This is a genomic window from Roseivivax sp. CAU 1761 (assembly GCF_054482755.1).
Genome location: NZ_JBTLRM010000006.1, coordinates 106,232 through 128,021, shown reverse-complemented (window position 1 = coordinate 128,021; position 21,790 = coordinate 106,232). Strand labels below are relative to the sequence as shown.

The 21,790-nt window shown below is 72.5% G+C and carries 24 protein-coding genes; 5 read left to right on the top strand and 19 right to left on the bottom strand.

Going from position 1 to position 21,790, the window contains the following annotated elements:
* Window positions 1-50: 50 nt before the first annotated feature.
* On the top strand, window positions 51-914 hold the full coding sequence (locus tag ACXYMW_RS06165) for an N-formylglutamate amidohydrolase (RefSeq protein WP_459034417.1): 864 nt from the start codon (window positions 51-53) through the stop codon (window positions 912-914).
* Here ACXYMW_RS06165 and lpxK read toward each other — a convergent pair whose 3' ends face one another.
* The 4 genes from lpxK to ACXYMW_RS06145 all read right to left on the bottom strand — a co-directional run bounded on the left by lpxK (window position 915) and on the right by ACXYMW_RS06145 (window position 4,153).
* Window positions 915-1,919 (bottom strand): tetraacyldisaccharide 4'-kinase, encoded by a 1,005-nt coding sequence (gene lpxK / locus ACXYMW_RS06160; protein WP_459034416.1) that lies wholly within the window; start codon window positions 1,917-1,919, stop codon window positions 915-917.
* On the bottom strand, window positions 1,919-3,139 hold the full coding sequence (locus ACXYMW_RS06155; protein ID WP_459034415.1) for a 3-deoxy-D-manno-octulosonic acid transferase: 1,221 nt from the start codon (window positions 3,137-3,139) through the stop codon (window positions 1,919-1,921). The genes lpxK and ACXYMW_RS06155 overlap by 1 nt, the downstream gene beginning before the upstream one ends.
* 4 nt (window positions 3,140-3,143) lie before the next feature.
* On the bottom strand, window positions 3,144-3,383 hold the full coding sequence (locus ACXYMW_RS06150; protein WP_459034414.1) for a DUF4170 domain-containing protein: 240 nt from the start codon (window positions 3,381-3,383) through the stop codon (window positions 3,144-3,146).
* Between the two features lie 101 nt (window positions 3,384-3,484).
* Window positions 3,485-4,153, bottom strand: coding sequence for a DUF2270 domain-containing protein (locus ACXYMW_RS06145; protein WP_459034413.1), 669 nt, complete (start codon window positions 4,151-4,153; stop codon window positions 3,485-3,487).
* A 200-nt stretch (window positions 4,154-4,353) separates the two neighbouring features.
* Between ACXYMW_RS06145 and ACXYMW_RS06140 the strand changes: the two genes are divergently transcribed.
* Window positions 4,354-4,647 (top strand): antibiotic biosynthesis monooxygenase family protein, encoded by a 294-nt coding sequence (locus ACXYMW_RS06140; protein ID WP_459034412.1) that lies wholly within the window; start codon window positions 4,354-4,356, stop codon window positions 4,645-4,647.
* A 108-nt stretch (window positions 4,648-4,755) separates the two neighbouring features.
* On the opposite strand, the gene ACXYMW_RS06135 is transcribed toward ACXYMW_RS06140, so the two are convergent.
* Both ACXYMW_RS06135 and ACXYMW_RS06130 read right to left on the bottom strand, forming a co-directional pair.
* Window positions 4,756-5,544 (bottom strand): inositol monophosphatase family protein, encoded by a 789-nt coding sequence (locus ACXYMW_RS06135; RefSeq protein WP_459034411.1) that lies wholly within the window; start codon window positions 5,542-5,544, stop codon window positions 4,756-4,758.
* On the bottom strand, window positions 5,531-6,877 hold the full coding sequence (locus tag ACXYMW_RS06130) for a TldD/PmbA family protein (protein WP_459034410.1): 1,347 nt from the start codon (window positions 6,875-6,877) through the stop codon (window positions 5,531-5,533). Before ACXYMW_RS06130 ends, ACXYMW_RS06135 begins: the two co-directional genes overlap by 14 nt.
* A gap of 197 nt (window positions 6,878-7,074) precedes the next feature.
* Here ACXYMW_RS06130 and ACXYMW_RS06125 point away from each other — a divergent pair, with 197 nt between their 5' ends.
* Window positions 7,075-7,692 carry a class I SAM-dependent methyltransferase gene (locus ACXYMW_RS06125; protein ID WP_459034409.1) on the top strand — a complete coding sequence of 206 codons (618 nt, stop codon included), beginning with the start codon at window positions 7,075-7,077 and terminating at the stop codon, window positions 7,690-7,692.
* A gap of 117 nt (window positions 7,693-7,809) precedes the next feature.
* Here the strand turns inward: ACXYMW_RS06125 and ACXYMW_RS06120 are convergent, their stop codons facing one another.
* The gene (locus ACXYMW_RS06120) at window positions 7,810-9,303 is read right to left on the bottom strand and encodes a hypothetical protein (RefSeq protein ID WP_459034408.1); all 1,494 of its coding nucleotides are present in this window, start codon (window positions 9,301-9,303) and stop codon (window positions 7,810-7,812) included.
* Between the two features lie 122 nt (window positions 9,304-9,425).
* A complete protein-coding gene (gene rsmD / locus ACXYMW_RS06115) occupies window positions 9,426-9,989 on the bottom strand; it encodes a 16S rRNA (guanine(966)-N(2))-methyltransferase RsmD (protein ID WP_459034407.1) in 564 nt (187 codons plus the stop codon).
* Window positions 9,990-10,176: 187 nt separating this feature from the next.
* Here rsmD and ACXYMW_RS06110 point away from each other — a divergent pair, with 187 nt between their 5' ends.
* Window positions 10,177-10,674 carry a redoxin family protein gene (locus tag ACXYMW_RS06110; protein ID WP_459034406.1) on the top strand — a complete coding sequence of 166 codons (498 nt, stop codon included), beginning with the start codon at window positions 10,177-10,179 and terminating at the stop codon, window positions 10,672-10,674.
* 46 nt (window positions 10,675-10,720) lie between these two features.
* On the opposite strand, the gene ACXYMW_RS06105 is transcribed toward ACXYMW_RS06110, so the two are convergent.
* The 8 genes from ACXYMW_RS06105 to ACXYMW_RS06070 form a co-directional block, all read right to left on the bottom strand.
* The gene (locus ACXYMW_RS06105) at window positions 10,721-11,599 is read right to left on the bottom strand and encodes a DUF2189 domain-containing protein (RefSeq protein ID WP_459034405.1); all 879 of its coding nucleotides are present in this window, start codon (window positions 11,597-11,599) and stop codon (window positions 10,721-10,723) included.
* A gap of 148 nt (window positions 11,600-11,747) precedes the next feature.
* Entirely contained in the window at window positions 11,748-12,038 is a 291-nt protein-coding gene (locus ACXYMW_RS06100) for a 4a-hydroxytetrahydrobiopterin dehydratase (protein WP_459034404.1), read from the bottom strand.
* The gene (locus tag ACXYMW_RS06095) at window positions 12,035-13,234 is read right to left on the bottom strand and encodes a GNAT family N-acetyltransferase (protein ID WP_459034403.1); all 1,200 of its coding nucleotides are present in this window, start codon (window positions 13,232-13,234) and stop codon (window positions 12,035-12,037) included. Before ACXYMW_RS06095 ends, ACXYMW_RS06100 begins: the two co-directional genes overlap by 4 nt.
* Window positions 13,235-13,280: 46 nt before the next feature.
* Window positions 13,281-14,063, bottom strand: coding sequence for a glycerophosphodiester phosphodiesterase family protein (locus ACXYMW_RS06090; RefSeq protein WP_459034402.1), 783 nt, complete (start codon window positions 14,061-14,063; stop codon window positions 13,281-13,283).
* Window positions 14,060-14,527, bottom strand: coding sequence for a RidA family protein (locus ACXYMW_RS06085; protein WP_459034401.1), 468 nt, complete (start codon window positions 14,525-14,527; stop codon window positions 14,060-14,062). Before ACXYMW_RS06085 ends, ACXYMW_RS06090 begins: the two co-directional genes overlap by 4 nt.
* A 145-nt stretch (window positions 14,528-14,672) precedes the next feature.
* Entirely contained in the window at window positions 14,673-15,983 is a 1,311-nt protein-coding gene (locus ACXYMW_RS06080) for an HlyD family type I secretion periplasmic adaptor subunit (RefSeq protein WP_459034400.1), read from the bottom strand.
* Window positions 15,980-17,716, bottom strand: a complete 1,737-nt coding sequence (locus ACXYMW_RS06075; RefSeq protein ID WP_459034399.1) for a type I secretion system permease/ATPase — start codon at window positions 17,714-17,716, stop codon at window positions 15,980-15,982. The genes ACXYMW_RS06080 and ACXYMW_RS06075 overlap by 4 nt, the downstream gene beginning before the upstream one ends.
* A gap of 228 nt (window positions 17,717-17,944) precedes the next feature.
* A complete protein-coding gene (locus tag ACXYMW_RS06070) occupies window positions 17,945-18,535 on the bottom strand; it encodes a transglycosylase SLT domain-containing protein (protein ID WP_459034398.1) in 591 nt (196 codons plus the stop codon).
* Window positions 18,536-18,784: 249 nt separating this feature from the next.
* Here ACXYMW_RS06070 and hspQ point away from each other — a divergent pair, with 249 nt between their 5' ends.
* Window positions 18,785-19,111: a heat shock protein HspQ gene (gene hspQ / locus ACXYMW_RS06065; RefSeq protein WP_459034397.1), complete on the top strand. Its 327-nt coding sequence runs from the start codon at window positions 18,785-18,787 to the stop codon at window positions 19,109-19,111.
* A 61-nt stretch (window positions 19,112-19,172) separates the two neighbouring features.
* Here hspQ and ACXYMW_RS06060 read toward each other — a convergent pair whose 3' ends face one another.
* Genes ACXYMW_RS06060 through ACXYMW_RS06050 form a run of 3 tightly spaced genes read right to left on the bottom strand, consistent with a single transcriptional unit; the run spans window position 19,173 to window position 21,664 of the window.
* Entirely contained in the window at window positions 19,173-20,216 is a 1,044-nt protein-coding gene (locus ACXYMW_RS06060) for a threonine aldolase family protein (RefSeq protein ID WP_459034396.1), read from the bottom strand.
* A gap of 15 nt (window positions 20,217-20,231) precedes the next feature.
* On the bottom strand, window positions 20,232-20,705 hold the full coding sequence (locus ACXYMW_RS06055) for a YcgN family cysteine cluster protein (protein WP_459034395.1): 474 nt from the start codon (window positions 20,703-20,705) through the stop codon (window positions 20,232-20,234).
* Window positions 20,702-21,664: a bifunctional riboflavin kinase/FAD synthetase gene (locus ACXYMW_RS06050; RefSeq protein ID WP_459034394.1), complete on the bottom strand. Its 963-nt coding sequence runs from the start codon at window positions 21,662-21,664 to the stop codon at window positions 20,702-20,704. The genes ACXYMW_RS06055 and ACXYMW_RS06050 overlap by 4 nt, the downstream gene beginning before the upstream one ends.
* Window positions 21,665-21,790: the final 126 nt, after the last annotated feature.

The window sequence follows — 21,790 nt, the reverse complement described above, 5'->3', positions numbered from 1 at the left end:
CTTTTGGCAGATCATCGTTCCGGTCTATGTATGGCTCCAAGAGGGTCCGGATGCCGAAAGTCGCCTACCATCTGTTTCGCCCGGAGGCGCTGACCTCCTGCGTGGTCTTCGCCTCGCCGCATTCGGGGCGGGACTATCCGTGGTCGTTCCTGCGCCACACCCTGCTCGACGAACATTCGATCCGCTCCTCCGAGGACGCCTATGTCGACCGGCTCTTCGACTGCGCGCCGCGCTACGGCGCACCGTTCCTGAAGGCCGGGGCGCCGCGCGCCTATATCGACCTCAACCGCTCCGCCGAGGAGCTCGATCCGGCGCTGATCGAGGGCGTGCGCCGCTCCGGGCACAATCCCCGCGTCGCCTCGGGGCTGGGCGTGGTGCCGCGGGTCGTCGCCAACGGCCGGGCGATCTACCGCGGCAAGCTGCCTCTCGCCGAGGCCGACCGCCGGCTGCGCGGCTACTGGCACCCCTATCACCGCACCCTGCAGACCCTGCTCGACGAGGCCCGGGCGGGCTTCGGCGAGGCGGTGCTGGTCGATTGCCATTCGATGCCGCACGAGGCGGTGGACGGGGTGGCGCGGCAGGGCGGGCGGCGTCCCGACATCGTCATTGGCGACCGTTTCGGCGCCTCCGCCGGGGCCCATGTGGTCGACCGGATCGAAAGCGCCTTCGTCGCGGCGGGCTTCGCGGTGTCGCGCAACACGCCCTTCGCCGGCGCCTACATCACCCAGCATTACGGCCGGCCCTCGCGGCGCCAGCACGCGGTGCAGATCGAGATCGACCGCTCGATCTACATGGACGAGACGACGGTGCGCCCGAACCGGCATTTCCACGCCGTGCGCCAGACCCTGCGCAGCATCGTGTCCGACATCGCCGCCATCGGGCGCGACGGCGCGCAGCGCGTCGCAGCGGAGTGATCAGGCGGCGCTGCGCAGCGCCGCCAGTTTCGCCGCGAGCGGCGCCGCATCGGCGAGCTGCAGCCGCACCGGCAGGGTCAGCACCTTCTGGCGGAACTCCGCGGGCAGGCGCACGGCGTCCTTCTCGGTGGTGACGAGCTGCGCGCCGAGGAGCCGCGCCTCGGTCTCGAGCCGGGCCATCAGCGCCGGCGTCAGAGGCTGGTGATCCTCCAGCGCCTCGGCCCGCAGCAGCCGGGCGCCCAGTCCCTCGAGCGTGGCGAAGAACTTTTCGGGATGGCCGATCCCGGCAAAGGCCAGCGCCGGCAGGCCGGCCCAGTCCATGCCGGTCTCTAGCGGGCAGAGCGCGCCGGTGAGATGCGGCAGCCCGGCGGGCAGCGCCGCGCCCCAGGCGGCACGGAAGCGCCGCTGCGCCGGCTCCGGCCCGATCGACAAGAGCAGGTCGGCACGGGCCAGCCCGGCCGCCACCGGTTCCCGCAGCGGCCCGGCCGGCAGGCAGCGGCCATTGCCGAAGCCCTTGGCCGCGTCCACCACCACGATCGCGAGATCCTTGCCCAGGGCCGGGTTCTGGAAGCCGTCGTCGAGGATCAGCAGCTCGGCGCCGTCGGCCGCCGCCGCCCGCGCCCCGGCGGCGCGGTCGCGCGCCACCCAGACCGGGGCGAAGGCCGCGAGCAGCAGCGGCTCGTCGCCGACATCGGCGGCGCCGTGGCGCGCCGGGTCGACCCGCACCGGCCCCTCCAGCCGTCCGCCATGGCCGCGGCTGAGGATCTGCGGCTGCCGCCCGTGGGCGAGGAGCTGCTGCGCCAGATGCATCACCGTGGGCGTCTTGCCGGTGCCCCCGGCATTGAGGTTGCCGACGCAGATCACCGGCGGCCCGGACCCGGGCGCGGGGCTGCGGGCAACCCGGCGCGCGGTGGCGCGCGCGGTCAGCCCGCCCAAGGGGGCCAGAAGCCGGGCGCGCCAGTCCGGCGCGTCGGGCGGGGTGAACCAGAAGCCCGGCGCCCGCATCAGGCGCGCTCCGCCCGGGCGCGCGCGTCGAAGCTCTCGGCGATCTTGGCGATCACCGGGTCGGTGGCCGCGGCCCCCTGGCTCACCACGTCCCAGCCGGCATGCGCCATGGCCGCGGCGCGGTCCGGCGCCACCAGCTGCGAGACCGCCCCGGCCAGGGTGTCGACATCGCGCACGATCCGTGCCGCGCCCGCGCCGACCAGCGTGGTGTAGGCGTCGAGATGCTGGCCGACATTCGGGCCATAGAGGATCGCCGTGCCGAGCGCGGCGGCCTCCAGCGGGTCGGTGCCGCCGAAGCCCGAGACCAGCGAGCCGCCGAGAAAGGCGAGCGGCGCGAGCCGATACCACAGGCCAAGCTCCTCGGGCCCCTCGCAGAGCAAGATCTGGGTGAATTCGTCGAAGCTGTCGCCGGCATCCCAGTTGCAGAAGCGCAGGCCGCTTTCCTCGGCCGCGCGCCGCGCCTCTTCGGCATCCTCGGGCCCCTGCGGCACCAGAACCAGCAACAGGCGATGGGCGTAGCGGGTGGCGCGGCGATGCGCCTCGATCACGTAGGCCGCCTCGATCCCCCGGGTGCGCGCGCCGAGCCAGACCGGCCGGGCCGCGAGGTCGCCCAGCAGCCGCGACAGCAGCGTCTCGCTGCAATCGAGCGGCAGCGTCGTCTCGGTCAGCCGGCCGACCAGCGACACCCGCTCGGCCGGCAGGCTGGCCCGGGCGAGCCGGCGCTCGGCCTCGGCATCGGGCAGGAAGACGTGGTCGAAGAACTGCAGGGTCGCCGGCACGCTGTCGGGCAGCCAGCGCGGCGCCGGGCTGTCGAGCGGCCCGGTGCCGGGATCGGCGAGGATCAGCGTCACCCCCTGCCGCCGCGCCGCCGCGATCAGGGCGGGGCGCAGCTGGCGGCCGGCCCAGAGGCAGACATCGGGGGTCATGGCCTCGAGGAAGCGCCGGGCATCGGACATGGTTTCCTGCGGCAGCGCCACGGTGCCTTGGGCCCCGTCCCACTCGCCGGTCCGCACCACGGTCAGTTCCGGGCGCTGCTGCAACAGCCGCGCCGCCAGCGCGGCGAGGCTGCGCGAATGCAGACGGTCGTCGCCGTGGATCCACAGGCAGCCGCCCGGGCGCCGCGGCGTCTGGCCCTCGGGCGGGGTCCAGGCGACGGCGCCGGCGGCCCGGTTGCGCGCCAGGGCGAGGTAGGCCTGCATCGAGAAGGCGCGGCGGCTCACCGGGTCAGCCGAGTTCCTCCGTCGGCGAGGCCGGGACCTCCTCGTCGCGGAGGCGGTGCAGATGGGCGATGAAATAGCGCATATGGGCGTTGTCCACGGTCTTCTGCGCCCAGTCCTTCCAAGCCGCGTAGGCGGTCTCGTAGCTCGGGAAGATGCCGACGATGTGGATGTCGTCGACGTTGCGGAACTGGTTCTTCGCGGGATCGGTCAGCTCTCCGCCGAAAACGAGGTGAAGGCGTTGCATCTGGGCTCCTGTGGCTGGTCCTCCCCGGGTGGCGCGCAGCCTAGTCGCGCCGCCGGCGAGGTCAAGCCGCGCGGGCCCGGGGCCGGTCCCCGCGCGGCGCGTCAGCCCATGCCGGTCCGGGCGGCGCGGCGGCGCGCGCGGCGGGCGTCGTTCTGCCAGCTGAGCGCCGCGGCGATGCCCCAGGTCAGGCAGTAGAAGATGCCCAGCACCAGCACGATGACTCCGGGCACCGGGCCGATGCGGGCGCGCTCCACGAATTGCGCGAAGCTGATCACCGGCTCGGGATGCACCACCAGTTTGCCGATATAGGCGCCGGCCTGGATCAGCAGGATCCAGAAGTAGTTCCGGCGGATGCGCCGGCCGACCGCGACCCAGGTCGAGACGTGGTAGCGCGGCGACCAGTAATCCTCGGCGAGGGTGCGCTGCCAGCCATCCTCCATGTGCAGATCGCCATCCTGCAGCATCGGCGCGAAGAAATGCGTCTCCATCCAGCGGCAGCGGGCGCGCCAGACGTTGAAGTAGCGGTAGCGCCGGGATTCCAGCATCAGGAAGAAGAAGATCAGGATGCCGGTCAGGAGCAACGGCAGCGGCGAGGCCTGCGGCGAGGCGTAGGAGATCGACAGCGCGATGCCGAGCGTCACCACCGACCAGTTGGTCGTGGTGTCGAGCCGGGTCCGCCACAGGGTCGAGCGGTAGACCTCGGCGCGGTAGAGATGGGCGATGGCGCCGATTTCGGCGGAATCGAGCTTCTTGCGGTCGTCGTCAGGCACCCTGAACGTCTCCTCCCCGTGCCCCCGGGCGAATCTTGGCACGGCGATCGCCGATCCGGCAAGGTTGCCGGGGCCGGAGGCGTGCGGGCGGGGCACGGGGCCGGCGCAGCGGCGGCGCGCCTCAACGCCGGCGCGGCCGTGCTATGCTGGGGACGGGGCAGGCGGGGCATCCATCGCATGGCACGGGGGAGGGCGAAGAGATGATCATGCGCATTTTCCAGGTGACGACGAAACCGGGGAAGGAGGCGGAGTTCGAACGCTTCTTCACCGAGACGGCGATACCGCTGATGCGCGGCACTCCGGGGATCGCGCAGGTCCTGCCCGGCGCGCCGCGGCCCGAGACGCCGCGCGACTTCAGCTTCGTGATGATCTGGGACTCGCTCGAGGCGCTGCAGGCCTTTGTCGGCGAGGATTACACCACGCCGCATATCGATCCAGCGGAGGCCGAGCTGGTCGAGAGCCGCACCATCACGCATTACGACCTGGTGGACTAACGCAGCCTTGGCCATCTGGCGTCCCGGGCAGGCCGCGGCGGTCCGGCGGGCCGCCCGGCGGTCATGGCAGGCTCCGGCGGCGCGCCGCCCGCGCCGGGCCCGACGCCACTACAGCGGGGCCCGGCCCGCCACCGCGTCGCGCAGGTCGGCCCAGACGGGCTGCGGCCCCGCCAGCACCCCGTCGAGCCGCGCATGTTCGGAATTGAAGGCCAAAGCCGCGCCCTGGCGGTCGCTGATCCGGGCGCCGGCCTCCTCAATGATCAGGGCCCCGGCGGCGATGTCCCATTCCCAGGTGTCGCGGAAGGTGACCATGGCGTCGTAGCGGCCCTCGGCCACGAGGCAGAGCCTGTAGGCCAGCGACGGCCGGTAGCCGCGGTCGATCCGCGGCACGCCGCGGGGCCAGAATCGCGGCGCCATGTTGGGCTTGGTCGCCAGCATCCGCGCGCCGTGCAGGCGTTGCCGCGCCGAGGCGGCGATCGGCGCGCCATTGAGCTGCGCGCCGCGCCCGCGCTCGGCGGTGTAGAGCTTGTCGACCAGCGGCAGGTACACGCAGGCGGCGGTGATCGCCCCGGCCTCGCAGATGGCCAGCGAATGCGCCCAGATGCGGTCGCCGTCGATGAAGCTGCGGGTGCCGTCGATCGGGTCGATGATGAAGGCGGCCGGCGCCAGCCGGCGGGTCGGGTCGTGGGCGCTTTCCTCCGACAGCCAGCCATAGGCCGGGCGCTCGGAGAGCAGCAGATCGGCCAGCACCCGGTCGACGGCCAGGTCGGCGCTGGTCACCGGCCCCTGGCCGCCGGGCTTCTCGGCCACGTCGAGCGGCTTGCCGATATGGCGCGTGGCGGTCTCGGCGGCGGCCCGGGCGGCGCGGATCAGCAGGTCGAGATCACTCCCCGGCAAGCGTCAGACCCTCGACCAGCAGCGACGGCACGATGCGCCCGGTCCAGGGTCGGGCATCGTTGGCCGGGCGGAGGCTGCGCAGCATCTCCGGCAGCGCGCCGGCGATGGTCACGCCCGAGACCGGGTAGACCGGCGCGCCGTTCTCGATCCACATCCCCGCCGCGCCGCGGGAGTAATCGCCGGTATTCGCGTTGATGGTGGCGCCGATCATCGAGGTGACCAGGAGCCCGGTCCCCATCTCCGCCATCAGGTCGGCGCGGCTGCGCGCCGATTGCGTCAACTCCACCGTCCAGTTCGCCGGCGCCGGCCCCGAGGTGAGGCCGCGCGCGGCATTGGCGGTGGGCGCCCGGCCGAGCTTGCGGGCATTGGCCAGGTCGAGCGTCCAGCCGGTCAGCATGCCGTCCTCGACGATGGCGCGCGGCCGCGTCGCCAGGCCCTCGGCATCGAAGGGGCGGGAGGCCGAGGCCCGCGGCCGGTGCGGATCCTCGATCAGGCTGAGCCCGCGCGGCAGGACCTCGCGGCCCAGCGCGTCGCGCAGCCACGACCCGCCGCGCGCCACCGCGGCGCCGTTGGCGGCCGCCAGCAGGTGCCCGATCAGCGAATCCGCCACCCGCTCGTCGAACAGCACCGGGTAGGCGCCGGTCTTGGGGCGGCGGGGGGCGAGGCGGGCCAGGGCGCGTTCCGCCGCCACCCGGCCGATCTCCTCCGCCGTCCGGAGGTCGGACTGGAAGACGCGGAAATCGCCGTCGTAATCGCGCTCCATGCCGCTGCCCTCGCCGGCGATGGCGACGCAGGACAGCGATCGGCCGGTGCGGCTGTAGCCGCCGGAAAAGCCGTTGCTCGCGGCCAGGTGCAGGTGCTGGCGGGAATAGCCCGCGGAGGCGGAATCGATGCGCGTGATGCCCTGTTGCGCCATCGCGGCCGCCTCGGCGGCGCGGGCATCGGCCTCCAGCGCCTGCGGATCGGGCTCGGGCGCCGGGTCGGCCAGTTCCAGCGCCGCGGCGTCGCGGTCGCGGGCCAGATCCGCGGGGTCGGCGAGGCCGATATGCGGATCCTCGGGCGCCACCTGCGCCATCGCCACGGCGCGTTCGGCCATGGCGGCGATGCTGGCGCCGCGCAGGTCGGACCCGGCCACCGTGGCGCTGCGCTGACCGATCAGCACGCGCAGCCCGATCTCCACCGATTCCGACCGCTCGGCCTGTTCCAGCGCGCCACCGCGCACGTCCACCGAGAGCGACGTGCCCGCCCGGGCGAGCGCATCGGCGGCGTCGGCGCCGGCCGCGCGGGCGGCATCGAGAAGCTGGTCGGCGAGGGCGGCGAGGTCGTGATCCATGGGCGGTCCCGGCTGCGAGCGTTCCGCTCCGAGGTAGTCCCCGCCGCGGCGTGGCGCAAGGGCGGCGGCGGGGCGCGCCCTGTCGCTGCGTCAAGGGTCGCCCTTGCAACCGCCCGCCGGCGCCATATACCTCCACGGGACCGCCAAGCCCCCGACCACCCCAGGCGCGGCCCGTCCCGGATGCGAAAGGTGAGAGAGTGAGAAGCGAAGCCGTAACGACGTCCTATGCCCGCTGGGCGCCGATCTACGACAAGACCTTCGGGCGGATCACCCAGGCCGCGCGCCGATCCACCGTCGACTACATCAACGCCATTCCCGCCCATGACGTGCTCGAGGTCGGCGTGGGCACCGGGCTGGCGCTGCCGCATTACGCCCGCGACCGGGCGATCACCGGCATTGACTTCTCCGGCGAGATGCTGGCCAAGGCCCGCACCCGGGTGGCGCGCGAGGCGCTGAACCACGTCGCGGCGCTGCGCCAGATGGATGCCCGCAACCTCGACTTCCCCGACGCCAGCTTCGACGCCGTCGCCGCCATGCACATCATTTCCGTGGTGCCCGAGCCCCAGCGCGTGATGGCCGAGATGACGCGCGTGCTGCGGCCCGGCGGGCGGCTGGTGGTGACCAACCATTTCGCCAGCGAAAGCGGGCCGCTGGCGCATATCGAGCGCGGCATCGCGCGGTTTGCCGACGTCATCGGCTGGCATTCGGACTTCCCGCTCGAGATCGTCGTCGGGACGCCCGGCCTGCGCATGGTCGAGCAGCGCCGCGAGGCGCCGATCGGCATGATGACCATGGTGGTGCTGGAAAAGCTCTGAGCCCGCGGTCCTGCCCGACGCGTCCGGCGCGTCGCGGCGACCGCCCGGCAACGGCAAGGGGCCGGCCCGTTCGGGCCGGCCCCTGTCATTTGCGCGGGCGGCGCCGGCGCGGCCGGGTCAGCAGGACTGGCTGAGCTGGACGTGGCCGCGGTCGACGCTGTCCACCGACAGGCTGCAGCCGGTCTCGCCGATCTCGACCGCCTCGCCGGTCTTCAGGGTCTGGGTGCCGATGCCGTTCACCGCCAGCCGGGCGCCGTCCTCGGTCACGCCGGAGACGAAGACCCGCATGGCGCTGTCGCCCTCGCCGAGGATCACCGTCTCGCCGATGCCGTGGCCCTCGGGCGGCGCGGTCTCCGCGGTGGCCTCGGGCAGGTCCTCGCCGCATTCGGCGCTCATCTCGACGCCGCGATCGGCGACCCGGTCGAGCGTCACGCGGCAATTCACGTCGCCGGTCGAGATGCGCAGCGCGTCGCCGGTGGCGGCGGTGACCATCTTGCCGTTGACGTTGAGCCGGGCGCTGCCGGCCTCGTCATCGACGCGCGAGACGAAGATGCGCACCGCGTCGTCGGCGAGCCGCACCATGCTGCCGGCGCGCACCACGGTTTCGGTCGGGCCCTCCGCGGCCTGCTCCTCAGCCGGCTGTGCCTCCGCGGCCTCGCCCTCGGCCGGCTGCGTCTCGGCGGCCTCGCCTTCGGCCGGGGCGTCGGAGCCCGCGGCCTCCTGGCCTTCGGTCTGCTGCCCCTCAGCCGGCTCACCCTGGGCCTGCTCACCTTCGGCTTGCTGGGCCTGCTCGCCTTCGGCTTGCTGGTCCGGCGCGTCCTCGGCCGACTGGGCTTGCGCGCCGTCCGCCTGCTCGCCTTCGGGCTGCGCACCCTCGGCCTGCTGAGTTTGCGCCCCCTCGGCCTGCTCGCCCTCGGACTGCTCGCCTTCGGCCTGCTCGCCTTCGGTCTGCTCGTCCGCGGCCTGCTCGCCTTCGGGCAGGGCGGATTGCCGGGCGATCTCGGCCAGGTCCTCGCCCTCGCCCTCGGGGGCGCCTTCGGCGGCGCTGTCCTGCGCGCCGTCACCGGACGCGCCGGAGCCGCCCTCGGCCGGGGCGGCCGCGCCGTCCTGCGCCTGGCCTTGCGCCTGCTCCTCGCCCTGCGGCGCGGCGTCGGTGTTGCTCGGCGCCGGGGCCGGGCGGGCCGCGAGTTCGGCCAGCCGCTCCTCGAGCCCGGCGATCATCTCGCGCAGCTCGCCCTGCCCGGAGCGCGTCTCCTCGAGCGCCGAGGTCACCTCGCCCCGGAAGCCGTCCATGTTCTGCTGCATGCCCTGCATCATCTCGCCCTGGTCGGGCGCCTCGGCCATCGCGGCCTCGATGCCCTCGACCTGGCCGGCAAGGCCCGCCACGGTTTCCTGCAGGCCGCCGACGCTGTCCTGCAGCCCCGTCACCCGCTCGCTCAGGGTGCCGATCTCCGAGCCCACCGCCGTGCTGGCGGCGGTGGCCGGCGCGACCGCGTCGGTCACGCTGCCGCGGATCGTCTCGATGTCCGGACCGCTGGGCGCGACGATGGTGCCGACGAGCATGCCGACGACCAACCCGGCCAGCGAGCCGCCGATGACTTTCTGGTCCATGTGCGTGCGTTCCTCCGATGTTTGTCTGACTCGTGCCGGGCCGGCGCGCCGCGCAGGCGGACCCGGCTTCGACCCTGAGACTTGCATCAAGTCGGCCGTTTGGAAAGGGTCGGGCCCGGTTCTCAGGTCCCGGCGGCGGCGAGCAGGGTGATGTGGCTGTCGCCGTAGCGCCGCGCCTCGAGGGGCGAGAACCCCTCCGGCGCGGCCTGGGCGCCGCGTTCCTCCCAGACCACCAGCGCCCCCGGCGCGACCCAGCCCGCGGCGCGGGCGGCGGCCAGAGCCGGGGCACCTAGATCGCGGCCATAGGGCGGGTCGAGGAAGATCAGCGTCGCCGGCGCCGCCGCGGCGGGCAGGCGGCGGGCATCGACGGCGAGGATGCGCGCGGCCTCGCCGCAGCCCAGCCGCGCGACATTGTCCCGCAACAGCGCAAGGGCGCGCCGCCCGTTCTCCACGAAGGTCGCCTGCGCGGCGCCGCGCGACAGCGCCTCGAGCCCCAGCGCCCCGGTCCCGGCGAAGAGGTCGAGCACCCGGGCCCCGTCCAGCGGATCGCCGAACCGGCCGCCCTCGAGCACCGAGAACAGGCTCTCGCGCACCCGGTCGGTGGTCGGGCGCAGGGCGGCCGCGGGATCGCCCTTGCCGAGCGCCGCCAGCGGGCGGCCGCCATAGCGGCCCGCGACGATCCTCACGCCGTCCGCCCCCCGGCCGTGACGGCGGGATCGTGCCGTTCCGCCCCGTTGCGCGCGCCGTGCCTCGCACCGTTTTGCGCCCTGGGCCACGCTCTGCCCGCCTGCATTGCCGAACCTCGCCGTTGCATTCCCGGCGGCGACCCTACATTCCGGTGCGGATGAATGCCAATCGCGGGAGGAAACGCATATGGCCATTGCCGAAGGTGACAAACTGCCGGGCGCGACGCTGTTCCGGCTGGGCGCGGACGGGCCGGAGCCGGTCGAGTTCTCGGACCTCCTGGCCGGGCGCCGGGTGGTGATCTTCGCGGTGCCGGGCGCCTACACGCCGACCTGCCATTCCGCCCACCTGCCGTCCTTCGTGCGCACCCGCGACCGCTTCGCCGAGAAGGGCGTGGACAACATCTTCTGCCTTGCCACCAACGATGCCTTCGTGCTGTCGGCCTGGGCCCGCGAGACCGGCGCCGACGCGGCCGGGATCGGCATGCTCTCCGACCCCGAGGCCGCCTTCACCCGCGCCATCGGCATGGAGTTCAGCGCCCCGGCCCGCGGCATGGTCGCGCGCTCCAAGCGCTACGCCATGCTGGTCGAGGACGGCGTGGTGCGGGTGCTGCACGAGGAAGAGGGCCCCGGCGTCTGCGAGACCTCGGGCGGCGAGTCGATGCTGGCCGCGCTCGAGGCGGCCTGACGGTCACGGCGCGGCCCGGGGCGGGCTGCGCCGGTCCCTTAGCTGCCTAGTGCGGCGCCGGGCGCACCGCGCGGCGGTAGAGATGCCAGGTGGCGTGGCCGAGCAGCGGCAGCACCAGGGTCAGCCCGATCAGCGCCGGCAGGATGGCGAGGATCAGCAGCGTCGTCACGATCGCGCCCCAGCCCAGGATGACGCCGGGATTGCGCCGGGTCACCCGCAGCGAGGTCGCCACCGCGTTGGCCAGGCCCACCGGGCGGTCGAGCAGCAGCGGGAAGGCCACGACGCTGGTGGCCAGCACCAGGAGCGCGAAGCAGAAGCCCACGGCGCAGCCCACCAGGATCATCGTCCAGCCGGGTCCGGTGGTCAGCGTGGCGGTGGCGAAGGCGGCCAGCGAGGCCGGCGGCTGGGGCCCCAAGGTCAGCACGAAGATCCCATAGGCCACCGCCAGCCAGACGACCATCACCGCGATCAGGTAGAGACCGAGCGCCAAGACCGCGCCGAAGGCGGGCCGCGTGATGACGTTGAGCGCCGTGCCCCAGTTCGGCTGGCGCCCCATCTCGCGTTGCCGGCTCATCTCGTAGAGCCCGAGCGCCGCCAGCGGTCCGACCAGCGCGAAGCCCGAGAGCAGCGGGAAGATCAGCGGCACCAGCCCTTCCTGGCGGGCCATGCCGATCAGCACCAGACCGATCACCGGGTAGACCAGGACGATGAACAGCGCGTCGGTGCGGCTGGCCATCAGGTCGTCCCAGCCGGCCCGCAGCGCGGCGCCGAGATCGGCGTAATCGAGCCGGGCGATCTCGGCATCGGTGACGGGCGGCGCCGCGGCGTCGCCGACGAGCTCGCGGCGGGTGTCGGTGAGATGGGCCGAGCCGCGCAACGCCTGCCGCGCGGCCCAGGTGACGGGATTGCCTATGGTCTTGTCCATGATGCGGGTCTCCGGAACAGGGCGTCGCGCGACGCCGGGCATCCCCCGGCGCGGCACAGACGATCCACCCGGGGCCGGGGGAGTCCGATCATAGCACGCGGCGCGCCGTTCGCGCACAGGTTTGCAGGCGCGGGGCGGCCGCCCGGGCTCAGAGCGCGTCGAACTTGCGCGCCAGCTTGGCGTCCTGGGCCGACAATCCGTCCACATCGTGGGTGGTGAGCGTCACCTCCACGCGGTTGTAGACGTTGCGCCATTCCGGGTGGTGGTTCCACTTCTCGGCCCAGATCGCCGCGCGGGTCATCCAGCCGAAGGCGCCGACGAAATCGTCGAACTTGTAGGTCTTGGTGATCGCGTCGCGGCCCTCGACCATCTGCCAGCCGGCCTCGAAGAGCGGCTCCAGCATGGTCTTGCGGGCGGTCTCGCTCATTTTCTCGCTCATGGCTGCTCCTCGATCGCGGGGCGGCGGAACGGGCCGAAGCTGGTGAGGATCTCGATGTCCTCGTCGACCGCCCGCCGTTCTTCCTCAAGATATCGCGCCACCGCCTCGGCGAAACCCTTGTCGCCGATCCAGTGCAGGGAATGGGTTTCGGTCGGCATGTATCCGCGGGCCAGCTTGTGCTCGCCCTGCGCCCCGGCCTCCACGGTGGCGAGGCCCTGGGCGATGGCGAAGTCGATGGCGCGGTAGTAGCAGGCCTCGAAATGCAGGCAGTCGTGATGCTCCACGGCGCCCCAGTAGCGGCCATAGAGCGCGTCGCGCCCGATGAAGTTCAGCGCCCCGGCGACCCAGGCGCCGTCGCGGCGCGCCATCACCAGCGCGATGTCGTCGCGCAGCCGCTCCTGGGCCAGGTCGAAGAAGGCCCGGGTCAGGTAGGGCCGGCCCCATTTGCGCGCCCCGGTATCCTGGTAGAAGCGCCAGAAGGCGTCCCAGTGCTCGGGCCGCAGAGCGTCGCCGGTCAGGGTCACGATCTCGCCGCCGAACTGGTTGGCGATGCGGCGCTCGCGGCGGATGGTCTTGCGCTTGCGCGACGAGAGATCGGCCAGGAAGGCGTCGAAATCGGCGTAGCCGCGGTTGCGCCAGTGGAATTGCTGGGTGGTGCGCCGCAGCAGCCCGATGCGTTCCCCGGCGATCGCCTCGGCCTCGGTGCAGAAGGTGACGTGGAGCGAGGACAGCCGGTTCTCGGCGGCGATCTGCACCGCGCCCTGGAGCAGAGCCGAGAGCCCCGCAGCCTCGGCCCCGGGGCGGGTCAGGAAGCGCCGCCCGGTGGCCGGCGTGAAGGGCACGGCGATCTGCAGCTTGGGGTAGTAGCGGCCGCCGGCGCGCTCGTAGGCATGGGCCCAGGAATGGTCGAAGATGTATTCGCCCTGGCTGTGGCCCTTGCCGTAGAGCGGCGCGCAGCCGACGATCCGGCCGTCGATCTCGGCGGTGAGGTAGAGCGGGTCCCAGCCGCTGTCGCCGCCAACCGAGCCGCTGTCCTCCAGCGCCTTGAGGAAGCGGTGCGTGGTGAACGGGTCGGCCGGGCGGCCGCCCTCGCCGGCCTCGGGGCAGGCGCAGGCATCCCACTCGGCGGCGGGGATCGCCGAGAGGCTGCGGTGGGTGGTGACGGTGACGGTCGGCGACGGGCTCTGGTCGGTCATGCGGGTTCCTGTCCTCGCACCGGATCTGTGCCCGGCCGGGCCGGGATCAAGCGGCGTAGCCCTCGAATGTGACATTGTCGGCGTGGCGGCGGGCGGCGGTCTCGGCGGCGGGCGACCGGATGGTCCAGCACAGGATGGCAAGCCCGCGGGCGCGCAGCGCCGCCAGCCGCGGATTGCCGAGATCCGCGGCCTCGTGGCTGACGAAGGCGCAGCCGAGCCGGCCGGCATCCGGAATGGCGCGGAGCCGCGCCCGGCGCCGGGCCGGAACGCCGGGCCAGCCGGCGCCGTCGAAGGACGCGGTGACGAGGCCGCGCGGGCAGCCCGGCGCGGCGCGCGCGAAGGCGGCCACGCTGTGGGGGTTGAAGGACATCACCGCCACCGGGCCGTCATAGCCCGCCAGATCGGCCGCCGCGGCCCGCTCCAGCGCGCCGACTTGGCGGCCCAGCCCGCCGTCCTGGTCCTTGATCTCCACCAGCAGCGGCACCCGGCCGGCCACCAGGGCCAGGATCTCGGCGAAGCTGGGGATCGTCTCGGCGCCGCCGCGGAGGCCGATCCGCGCCAGCTCCGCCGCGCTGCGTGCCGCGACCGGGCCGCGCTCCGCGGTGAGCCGGTCGAGCCGGGCGTCGTGGAACACCATGGCGCGGCCGTCGGCGGAAGGCTGCAGGTCGATCTCGATGCCGTAGCCCGCGGCGATGGCCGCCGTCACGGCGGCGCGGGAATTCTCCGGCCGCCCGGCCCGCGCCGCATGCAGCCCGCGATGGGCGATCGGCCGGGACAGGAAGGCCGGGGGCAGCGCCGGGGGCCCGGCGGGGCGGTCGCGGGCGGTCACGGGGCGATCTGGAAGATCCCCTCGATCTCGACCGCCACGCCGAAGGGCAGGGAGGCCGCCGAGACCGCGGAGCGGGCATGCCGGCCGGCGTCCCCGAGGATCTCCACCAGCACGTCCGAGGCGCCGTTCACCACCTTGGGCTGGTCGGAGAATTCCGGCGTCGAATTGACGAAGGCGGTGAGCTTGACGACCCGCTTGAGGCGGCCGAGATCGCCGTCGCAGGCGGCGCGGACCTGGGCCAGCAGCGACAGCGCGCAGGCCCGGGCCGCGGCGGCGCCTTCCTCGACGGTCAGGTCGTGGCCGAGCTTGCCGGTGATCATGCCCTCGGGGCCCTGGCTGATCTGACCGGAGACGTGCAGCAGGTCGCCGACCAGCACCCGCGGCACGTAATTCGCCGCCGGGGCGGGCGCGTCGGGCAGGGTGAGGCCAAGCTCGGTGAGGCGGGCGTCGATCGTGTCGGTCATGCGGGAAGCCTTTCGCGTCGCTGCGGTCCGCGCGCAGGCTAGAGCGCGGCCGCGGCGAGGGAAAGCCGTCGCGCGCGCCGGCGCGGCAGTTTCGCGCGCCGGCGGGCAGGCTGGGCAGGCTGGGCAGGCCGGGTCCGGCGCGCGGTCAGCTCTCGCGGAAGGCCTTGACGAAATAGTCGGTGAAGGGCTTCACCAGATAGGCCAGCGGGGTCCGGTCGTCGGTGCGCAGGAAGGCCTCCACCGGCATGCCCGGGATCAGCGTCGTGCCCTCGGGCAGGCGGTCCACCTGGCCCTCCGAAATGACGATCTCGGCGCGGTAGTAGCGCACCTTGCTGGTCTCGTCCTCGAAGGCGTCGGCGGAGATCTGGGTCACCGTGCCGAACAGCTCCGGCGTGCGGCGCTGATCGAGCGCCGAGAAGCGCAGCGTGACCTCCTGGCCGACGAAGGTCTGGTCGATGTGGATCGGCAGCACCTCCGCCGCGATCACCAGGGGCCGGTCCTGCGGCACGATGAACATCACCGGGTCGGCGGCGCGGATCACCGAGCGCGGGGTGTAGACGTTCAGGCCGTAGACCACGCCCGAGACCGGCGCGGTGATGTCGAGCCGGGTCAGCCGCTCCTGCAGGGCGCGGCGCTGCTCGGCCAGTTCGCGTTCGCGGTACTGCATGTCGCGCAGGGTGGTGATCGCCTCCTCGCGGCGCCGCGTCTCGAGCGAGAGGATCTGGATGTCGATCTCGGTGATGCGGCCCTCGGCCTGGGCCTTGGCGGCGGTCAGCTCGCCGACGCGGCCGGCCAGGTTGGCCTCCTCGCGTTGCAGGGCGAGCACCCGGCTGGCCTGGGCCAGGCCCCGGTCGAGCAGCGATTGCTGGTCCGCCAGCTCGCCCTCGATCAGCGTCAGCTGGCGCTGCAGCGCCTCCTGCTGGGCGTCGATGCCGATGATCTGGTCGGCGATCTGGTCGGCGCGCTTCGCGAGCTGCTCGACCTCGCGGTCGACGCTCTCCTTGCGGGCCGAGAACAGGTTGCGCTGGCCCTCGACCGCCTCGGCGATCTCCTCGTCGCTGGCCTCGGCCTCGAGCAGCATGTCGGGGAAGACCACGTCCTCGGCCTCGTCGCGTTCGGCCTGGAGGCGGGCGCGGCGGGCCATCAGCTCGAAATACTGGTCCTGCACCACCGCCAGTTCCGAGCGCAGCAGCGTCGGGTCGAGCCGGATCAGCACGTCGCCCTTGGCCACCGTGTCGCCCTCGTCGACGAGGATCTCCTCCACCACGCCGCCATCGGGGTGCTGGACGATCTGGCGGTTCTGGTCGACCTCGATTTGGCCCGAGGCGACGATGGCGCCGGAGATCTCGGTGGTCGCCGCCCAGGTGCCGAAGCCGCCCACCAGCAGCAGCACGACGCCGACGCCGAGGATCATCGGGAAGCGCAGGGAGAAGTCGCGGCCGGGATCGTCGTTCATCGCACGCCTCCGGGCAGGGCCGCCGTCTTCTGGATCTGTTCGTGGTTGCGGACCATCTTGCGCAGCACCTCGTCCTTCGGTCCGAAGGCCGCGCGGCTGCCGTTCTCGAGCATCAGCAGCATGTCGCATTCGGCGATCGCCGCCGGCCGGTGCGCCATGATCAGCACCGACTTGCCGGCCGCCTTCATCTCGCGGATCGCCGCGTTCACCGCCTCGCTGCCGTCATTGTCGAGGTTCGAGTTCGGCTCGTCGAGGACCAGGATCACCGGGTCGCCGTACATCGCCCGGGCCAGGCCGATGCGCTGCATCTGGCCGCCCGAGAGCCGCCCGCCGGTGGCGGTGACGCGGGTGTTGTAGCCGTCCGGCAGCTTGAGGATCATTTCGTGCGCGCCGGCCTTCTTGGCCGCCTCGACCACCTTGGCGTCGTCCGGGACGCGCGACAGGCGGGCGATGTTCTCGGCGATCGTGCCCTCGAACAGGGTGACGCGCTGCGGCAGATAGCCGATATGTTCGCCCAGCACGTCGGGGCCGTACTGGTCGAGCGTCGCGCCGTCGAGCCGCACCCGGCCGCCGGCCGGGCGCCAGACGCCGGTCAGGGCACGCGCCAGCGTCGACTTGCCGGCGCCCGAGGGCCCGATCACGCCCACCGCCTGGCCCGGCTGCACGGTGAAGGAGACGATGCGCAACGCCGCCTGTTGCTCGCCCGGAGGCAGCACGGTGAGCTGCTGGACCTCGAGCTTGGCGCGAGGCTTCGGCAGCTGCGTGCGCTCCGGCTCGGCCGGCGCCTCGCTGAGCAGGATGGCGAGGTTCCCCCAGCCCTCGCGGGCCCGCTCCACCAGCGGCCATTGCCCGATCGCCAGCTCGATCGGCGCCAGCGCCCGGCCCATCAGGATCGAGCCGGCGATCATCGCGCCGGGCGTGAGCTGGCCCTGCAGCACGAGATAGGCGCCGAGGCCCAGCATCCCCGATTGCAGCAGCAGCCGCAGCGCCTTGGTCAGCGAGGTGAAGCTGCCCACCAGGTCGGCCGAGCCGATCTGCCCGGTCAGCGAGTCGCGCCGCGCCACCGCCCAGCGGAAGAAGGCGTCGCGGCGCATGCCGAGCGCCTGCACCATCTCGGCCTCGCCGCGAATTTGCTCGGAGATCTGGTCGGCGCGGTGGGTGGCGATGTGCGACTTGATCGTCGGGGTGCGGCTGACGCCCTGGTTGATCATCGCGATCACCACCAGCACCGCGCCGCCGCTGACCGCGAGGTAGCCGAGCCAGGGATGGAAGATGAAGATGCCCAGCAGGAAGAACGGCGTCATCGGGATGTCGAAGAAGGCCATCAGCACCGGCGAGGCCATCAGGCGCTGCACCGATTCGAGGTCGCGCAGCCCGGTCTGGGCGATCTTGTCGGGCTTGACCGAGGAGCGCCGCATCACCGCGTCGAAGACCCGCATGTCGAGCCGCGACTGGAAGCGTGCCGCGACCCGGCCCATGACCCGGCCGCGCACGTAGTCGAGCAGGCCCATCATGCCGTAGAGGAAGACCACCAGGATCGTCAGCGCCACCAGGGTCGCCACCGAGCGCGAGCCCAGGACCCGGTCGTAGACCTGCAGCATGTAGAGCGGGCCGGTCAGCATCAGCAGGTTGACGAAGATGCTGAAGATCGCGACGAACCAGAAATAGGGGCGGTTTTCCCGGCGTGCCGCCCGCAATTCCTCGCGGCCGGCATAGCTGTCCTGAGGTCTCATCGCGCGCCTTCCATCCTCTGCCGGTGCGGTCCCGGTGCGGTCCTGATGCGGTCCCGGGCCGGTCGCGGCACAGCGCGGCACCGCAACCGGCGACCGCTACATGGATACCGTCGGAGAGCGACCCGCGTCACGCCTTTTTACGGCAGGAATGCGGCAAAATGTTGTCCGGGGGCCGGTTCAGGCCCCCGGGAAGCGCCGTTTCGGCCGGCCGGAGCCGGCCGCGCCCGGTCAGCGCGCGTAGCGGCAGGAGGCCAGTTGGCCCTGATACATCCGGGCCCGGTTGTCGACCTTGTCGGCAACCCGGACCAGCCACGCCTTGGAATTGTAGCTGCCGCGGGCATAGCCGCTGCGGCCCTCGTGATAGGCCAGATACTGGTTGCGCGCGTCCCAGAGCGGGATGCCCAGCCCGTCGCGGGTCTGGCGCATGTACCAGCCCATGAAGTCGGTGGCGTGGTGGATGTCGTCGCGGCGGGTGCGGCGCCCGCCCTGCTGCTGCTGGTATTCCTCCCAGGTGCCGTCGAGGGCCTGCGAGTAGCCGAAGGCCGAGCTCTGGCGGCCGATCGGGATCACGCCCAGCGAATACTGGAAGGGCGTGCGGGCATCGCCCACGAACTTGCTTTCCTGGTGGATGGTGGCCATCTGGACATGCACGGGGACGCCCCATTTGCGCTCGGCCGCCTTGAAGGCGCGGTAATATTGCGGCCGCTCGCGCACGATGTCGCAGGCATTGTCGAGGTTGCTGGGGGGCTCGGACGGGCCGCCGCCACCGCAGGACGCGGCCAGCAGCACGATCGCAAGCGTGCGGAAAATTCTGCTCATCTGCCTCTCGCTCCGATGGTTCGGTGCTTTTTTCGGGCAGTGTAGCGAATGCACGGGCCGGACGAAATCACATTTCGGTTGCGCCCGGCGGCGTGGCTTGCAATTGCCGGGTTCCGTTCCAAGTCTGGGCAGGTTGGCCGGCTCCACTGTCGGGGGGAGGGCCACAGAGTGTTTCCACGGGAACTGAGGCAGAAAGTTGGACAAAATGCGGCCGGCCGCGCTAAATTCGGTCGCATGAGGACAGAAGCGATGCAGACACAACGCGCTAAGTACAATCTCGGCCAGGTGGTGCGCCACCGCAAGCACCCGTTCCGGGGCGTCGTCTTCGACGTCGATCCGGAATTCAGCAACACCGAGGAATGGTACGAATCGATCCCGGAGGAGAGCCGGCCGGTGAAGGACCAGCCGTTCTATCACCTCCTCGCGGAGAACGAGCAGAGCTTCTACGTGGCCTATGTGTCGGAGCAGAACCTGGTGGCCGACTATTCCGGCGAACCGGTCGAGCATCCCGACATCGCCGACCTGTTCGGCGCCTTCCAGAACGGCGCCTACGAGCTGCATTTCCAGATGAACTGACGCCAGCGGGCGGCCGGATGGCCCGGCCGCGTCTGGGTCCTGCCGTTGCGCGAAGGTGCGCTCAGGCGGCGCCTGCGATCTCCGCGAAGCGGGCGATGTCCTCGGCGCTGACCGACCAGTCGCAAACCAGCCGCGCGGTCAGCCTCTCGTCCGGATCCGCGCCGTCGAGCTCGCCCTCCCAGAGATAGTACTCCGCCCCCGCCTCCCGCAGCGCCCGGTGCGCCCGGCGCGGCAGGTCGGCGAACAGGATGTTGCCCGCCGGCGGGTTGCGCAGCTCCGCCGTGCCGTCGAGCGCCGCCGCCAGGTCGCGGCAGGCGGCATTGGCGCGCCCGGCGAGGTCGCGCCAGAGATCGCCTTCGAGATAGGCATCCATCTGCGCCGCGAGGTAGCGGTGCTTGGAGAACAGGTGGCCGCCGCGCTTGCGCCGGAGCGCGAATTCGCGGTGCCGCGCGGGATCGAAGAAGATCACCGCCTCGACCCCCATCAGCCCGTTCTTGGTGCCGCCGAAGACCGCCACGTCGATGCCGGCCTTCCAGGTCATCTCGGCCGGGCTGCAGTCCAGCGCCACGCAGGCATTGGCGAAGCGCGCGCCGTCGAGATGCGTGGCGAGCCCGAACTCGCGCGCCACCGCGGTGAGCGCGCGCAGATCCTCGAGGGCGTAGAGGTTGCCGCGTTCGGTGATCTGGGTGATCGAGACCGGGCCGCGCTGCGGCCCGTGCACGCCGCGGCTCTCCTCGGCGGCGATGGCGGCGCGCAGCGCCTCCGGGGTCATCCGGTCGCCGCCGGGCACCAGGGTCAGCTTGGCGCCGCCGGTGTAGAATTCCGGCGCATTGCACTCGTCCTCGTGGATATGGGCCACCGGCGCGCAGAACACCGTCTCGAAGGGCCGGCAGAGCGTCGCCAGCGCGAGGCAGTTGGCGGCGGTCCCGGTGGCGACCAGCTCCACCGCGGCCTCCGGCGCCTCGAAGAGGGTGCGGATCCGCGCGCGCACGCTCTCGGTCAGGTCGTCGGCGCCGTAGCCCGGCCGGTGCCCGTCATTGGCCCGCGCCAGCGCCTCGAGCACCGAAGGGTGGACCGGGCCGGCATTGTCGGAGGCAAAGCGCATGGAAACTCCTGCAGATCAGAGCGGTTCGTCGATGATGTGGTCTTCCCACTCATCCTCGGCGACCTCGAATTCCGGCACCGTGGCATCGCGCACCGAGACCCCGGCCGCGTGCACGCTCTCGGCGCTGCCGGTGCGGAGCGGGTGCCACTCGGGCAGCGTCCCGCCCTCCCAGAGCAGCTTGTAGGCGCAGGTCTGCGGCAGCCAGTAGGCGTGCTGGGCGATCGTCTCGGGCGTCAGCACGATGCAATCGGGGACGAATTGATGCCGCGTCTCGTAGCTGGCGCAGCGGCAGGTCGCGTCGTCGAACAGCCGGCAGGCGACCCGGGTCAGCGCCACCTCGCCGGTCTCCTCGTCCTCGAGCTTGTTCAGGCAGCACTTGCCGCAGCCGTCGCAAAGCGCTTCCCATTCGCGGCGGCTCATCTCGGAGAGCGTCTTGCGCTCCCAGAAGCGCGGCGCGAGGCCCTGGCGCGGGATCGGGTCGGCGCTCACGGCCCGGCTCCTGCCGCCGCCAGCGGCGCCAGCCGGGCGAGGCTGTCGCGCGCCGCGGCGCAATCGGCCTGCATCTGCGCGACCAGCGCGTCGACGCTGTCGAACCGCGCCTCCGGGCGCAGGAAGTCGATCAGCGCCACCGAAAGGTGCCGGCCGTAGAGATCACCCGCGAAATCGAACAGGTAGGTCTCGAGATTGGCGCGGTTCTCGCCGAACATCGGCCGCACCCCGATCGAGGCGGCGCCGTGCCAGGCGCCCTGCTGCGGCCCGTCGAGCACGTCGACATGCACCGCGTAGACCCCGAAGCGCGGCGGGTGCAGGCCGTCGATCGACATGTTGGCGGTGGGAAAGCCCAGCTCGCGGCCGCGGCGTTCGCCGCCGATCACCGGGCCCTCGATGCGGTGCCAGTGGCCGAGCAGGGTCTTGGCGTCCTGCGGCCGGCCCTCCGACAGGGCCTGGCGGATCGCGGTCGACGAGACCCGGTGCGGCCCGGCCTCGACGAGATCGGCCACCGTCACCCCGAAGCCGAACCGCGCGCCGAAGTTCTGCAACTCGTCGACGCCGCCGGCCCGGCCCTTGCCGAAGCGGAAATCCGCGCCGGTCACGGCCTGCGCAAGGCCGAGCCCGTCGGCCAGGACATCGCGCGCGAATGCCTCGGGGCTGAGTCCGGCCAGGCGGGCGTCGAACGGCAGCTCGAACAGCGTGTCGACGCCCAGCTTCTCGAGCCGGTGGGCCCGGGCCTCGGGGTTCATCAGCCGGAAGGGCGGGGCGTCGGGGGCAAAGAACTCGCGCGGATGCGGCTCGAAGGTGACGACGCCGAGGGGCGCGTCGGGACGCGCCGCGCGGGCCTGCCGGATGACCTCCAGATGGCCCAGATGGACCCCGTCGAAATTGCCGATCGCGGCGCTGGCGCCGCGGGCCTCGGGGGGGACGTGAAAGGCGTCGCGACAGATCCGCATGGGCGGGAGGGTTAGCCGCGCCGTCAGGGGGGCGCAAGGGGGCGCGACGGGCGGTCCCAGGCGCGGCAGCGGCGCCGGCAGCGCAGGTTCGGGGGGCGCCGGTGGCGGCGGGAAGGGTCACGTCGA

Bases quoted from the DNA above. Each gene is read 5' to 3' on its own strand.
- ACXYMW_RS06165 (WP_459034417.1), top strand. From the start codon at position 51: ATGCCGAAAGTCGCCTACCATCTGTTTCGCCCGGAGGCGCTGACCTCC.
- lpxK (WP_459034416.1), bottom strand. From the start codon at position 1,919: ATGCGGGCGCCGGGCTTCTGGTTCACCCCGCCCGACGCGCCGGACTGG.
- ACXYMW_RS06150 (WP_459034414.1), bottom strand. From the start codon at position 3,383: ATGCAACGCCTTCACCTCGTTTTCGGCGGAGAGCTGACCGATCCCGCG.
- ACXYMW_RS06140 (WP_459034412.1), top strand. From the start codon at position 4,354: ATGATCATGCGCATTTTCCAGGTGACGACGAAACCGGGGAAGGAGGCG.
- ACXYMW_RS06130 (WP_459034410.1), bottom strand. From the start codon at position 6,877: ATGGATCACGACCTCGCCGCCCTCGCCGACCAGCTTCTCGATGCCGCC.
- ACXYMW_RS06120 (WP_459034408.1), bottom strand. From the start codon at position 9,303: ATGGACCAGAAAGTCATCGGCGGCTCGCTGGCCGGGTTGGTCGTCGGC.
- ACXYMW_RS06110 (WP_459034406.1), top strand. From the start codon at position 10,177: ATGGCCATTGCCGAAGGTGACAAACTGCCGGGCGCGACGCTGTTCCGG.
- ACXYMW_RS06105 (WP_459034405.1), bottom strand. From the start codon at position 11,599: ATGGACAAGACCATAGGCAATCCCGTCACCTGGGCCGCGCGGCAGGCG.
- ACXYMW_RS06100 (WP_459034404.1), bottom strand. From the start codon at position 12,038: ATGAGCGAGAAAATGAGCGAGACCGCCCGCAAGACCATGCTGGAGCCG.
- ACXYMW_RS06095 (WP_459034403.1), bottom strand. From the start codon at position 13,234: ATGACCGACCAGAGCCCGTCGCCGACCGTCACCGTCACCACCCACCGC.
- ACXYMW_RS06085 (WP_459034401.1), bottom strand. From the start codon at position 14,527: ATGACCGACACGATCGACGCCCGCCTCACCGAGCTTGGCCTCACCCTG.
- ACXYMW_RS06080 (WP_459034400.1), bottom strand. From the start codon at position 15,983: ATGAACGACGATCCCGGCCGCGACTTCTCCCTGCGCTTCCCGATGATC.
- ACXYMW_RS06075 (WP_459034399.1), bottom strand. From the start codon at position 17,716: ATGAGACCTCAGGACAGCTATGCCGGCCGCGAGGAATTGCGGGCGGCA.
- ACXYMW_RS06070 (WP_459034398.1), bottom strand. From the start codon at position 18,535: ATGAGCAGAATTTTCCGCACGCTTGCGATCGTGCTGCTGGCCGCGTCC.
- hspQ (WP_459034397.1), top strand. From the start codon at position 18,785: ATGCAGACACAACGCGCTAAGTACAATCTCGGCCAGGTGGTGCGCCAC.
- ACXYMW_RS06060 (WP_459034396.1), bottom strand. From the start codon at position 20,216: ATGCGCTTTGCCTCCGACAATGCCGGCCCGGTCCACCCTTCGGTGCTC.
- ACXYMW_RS06050 (WP_459034394.1), bottom strand. From the start codon at position 21,664: ATGCGGATCTGTCGCGACGCCTTTCACGTCCCCCCCGAGGCCCGCGGC.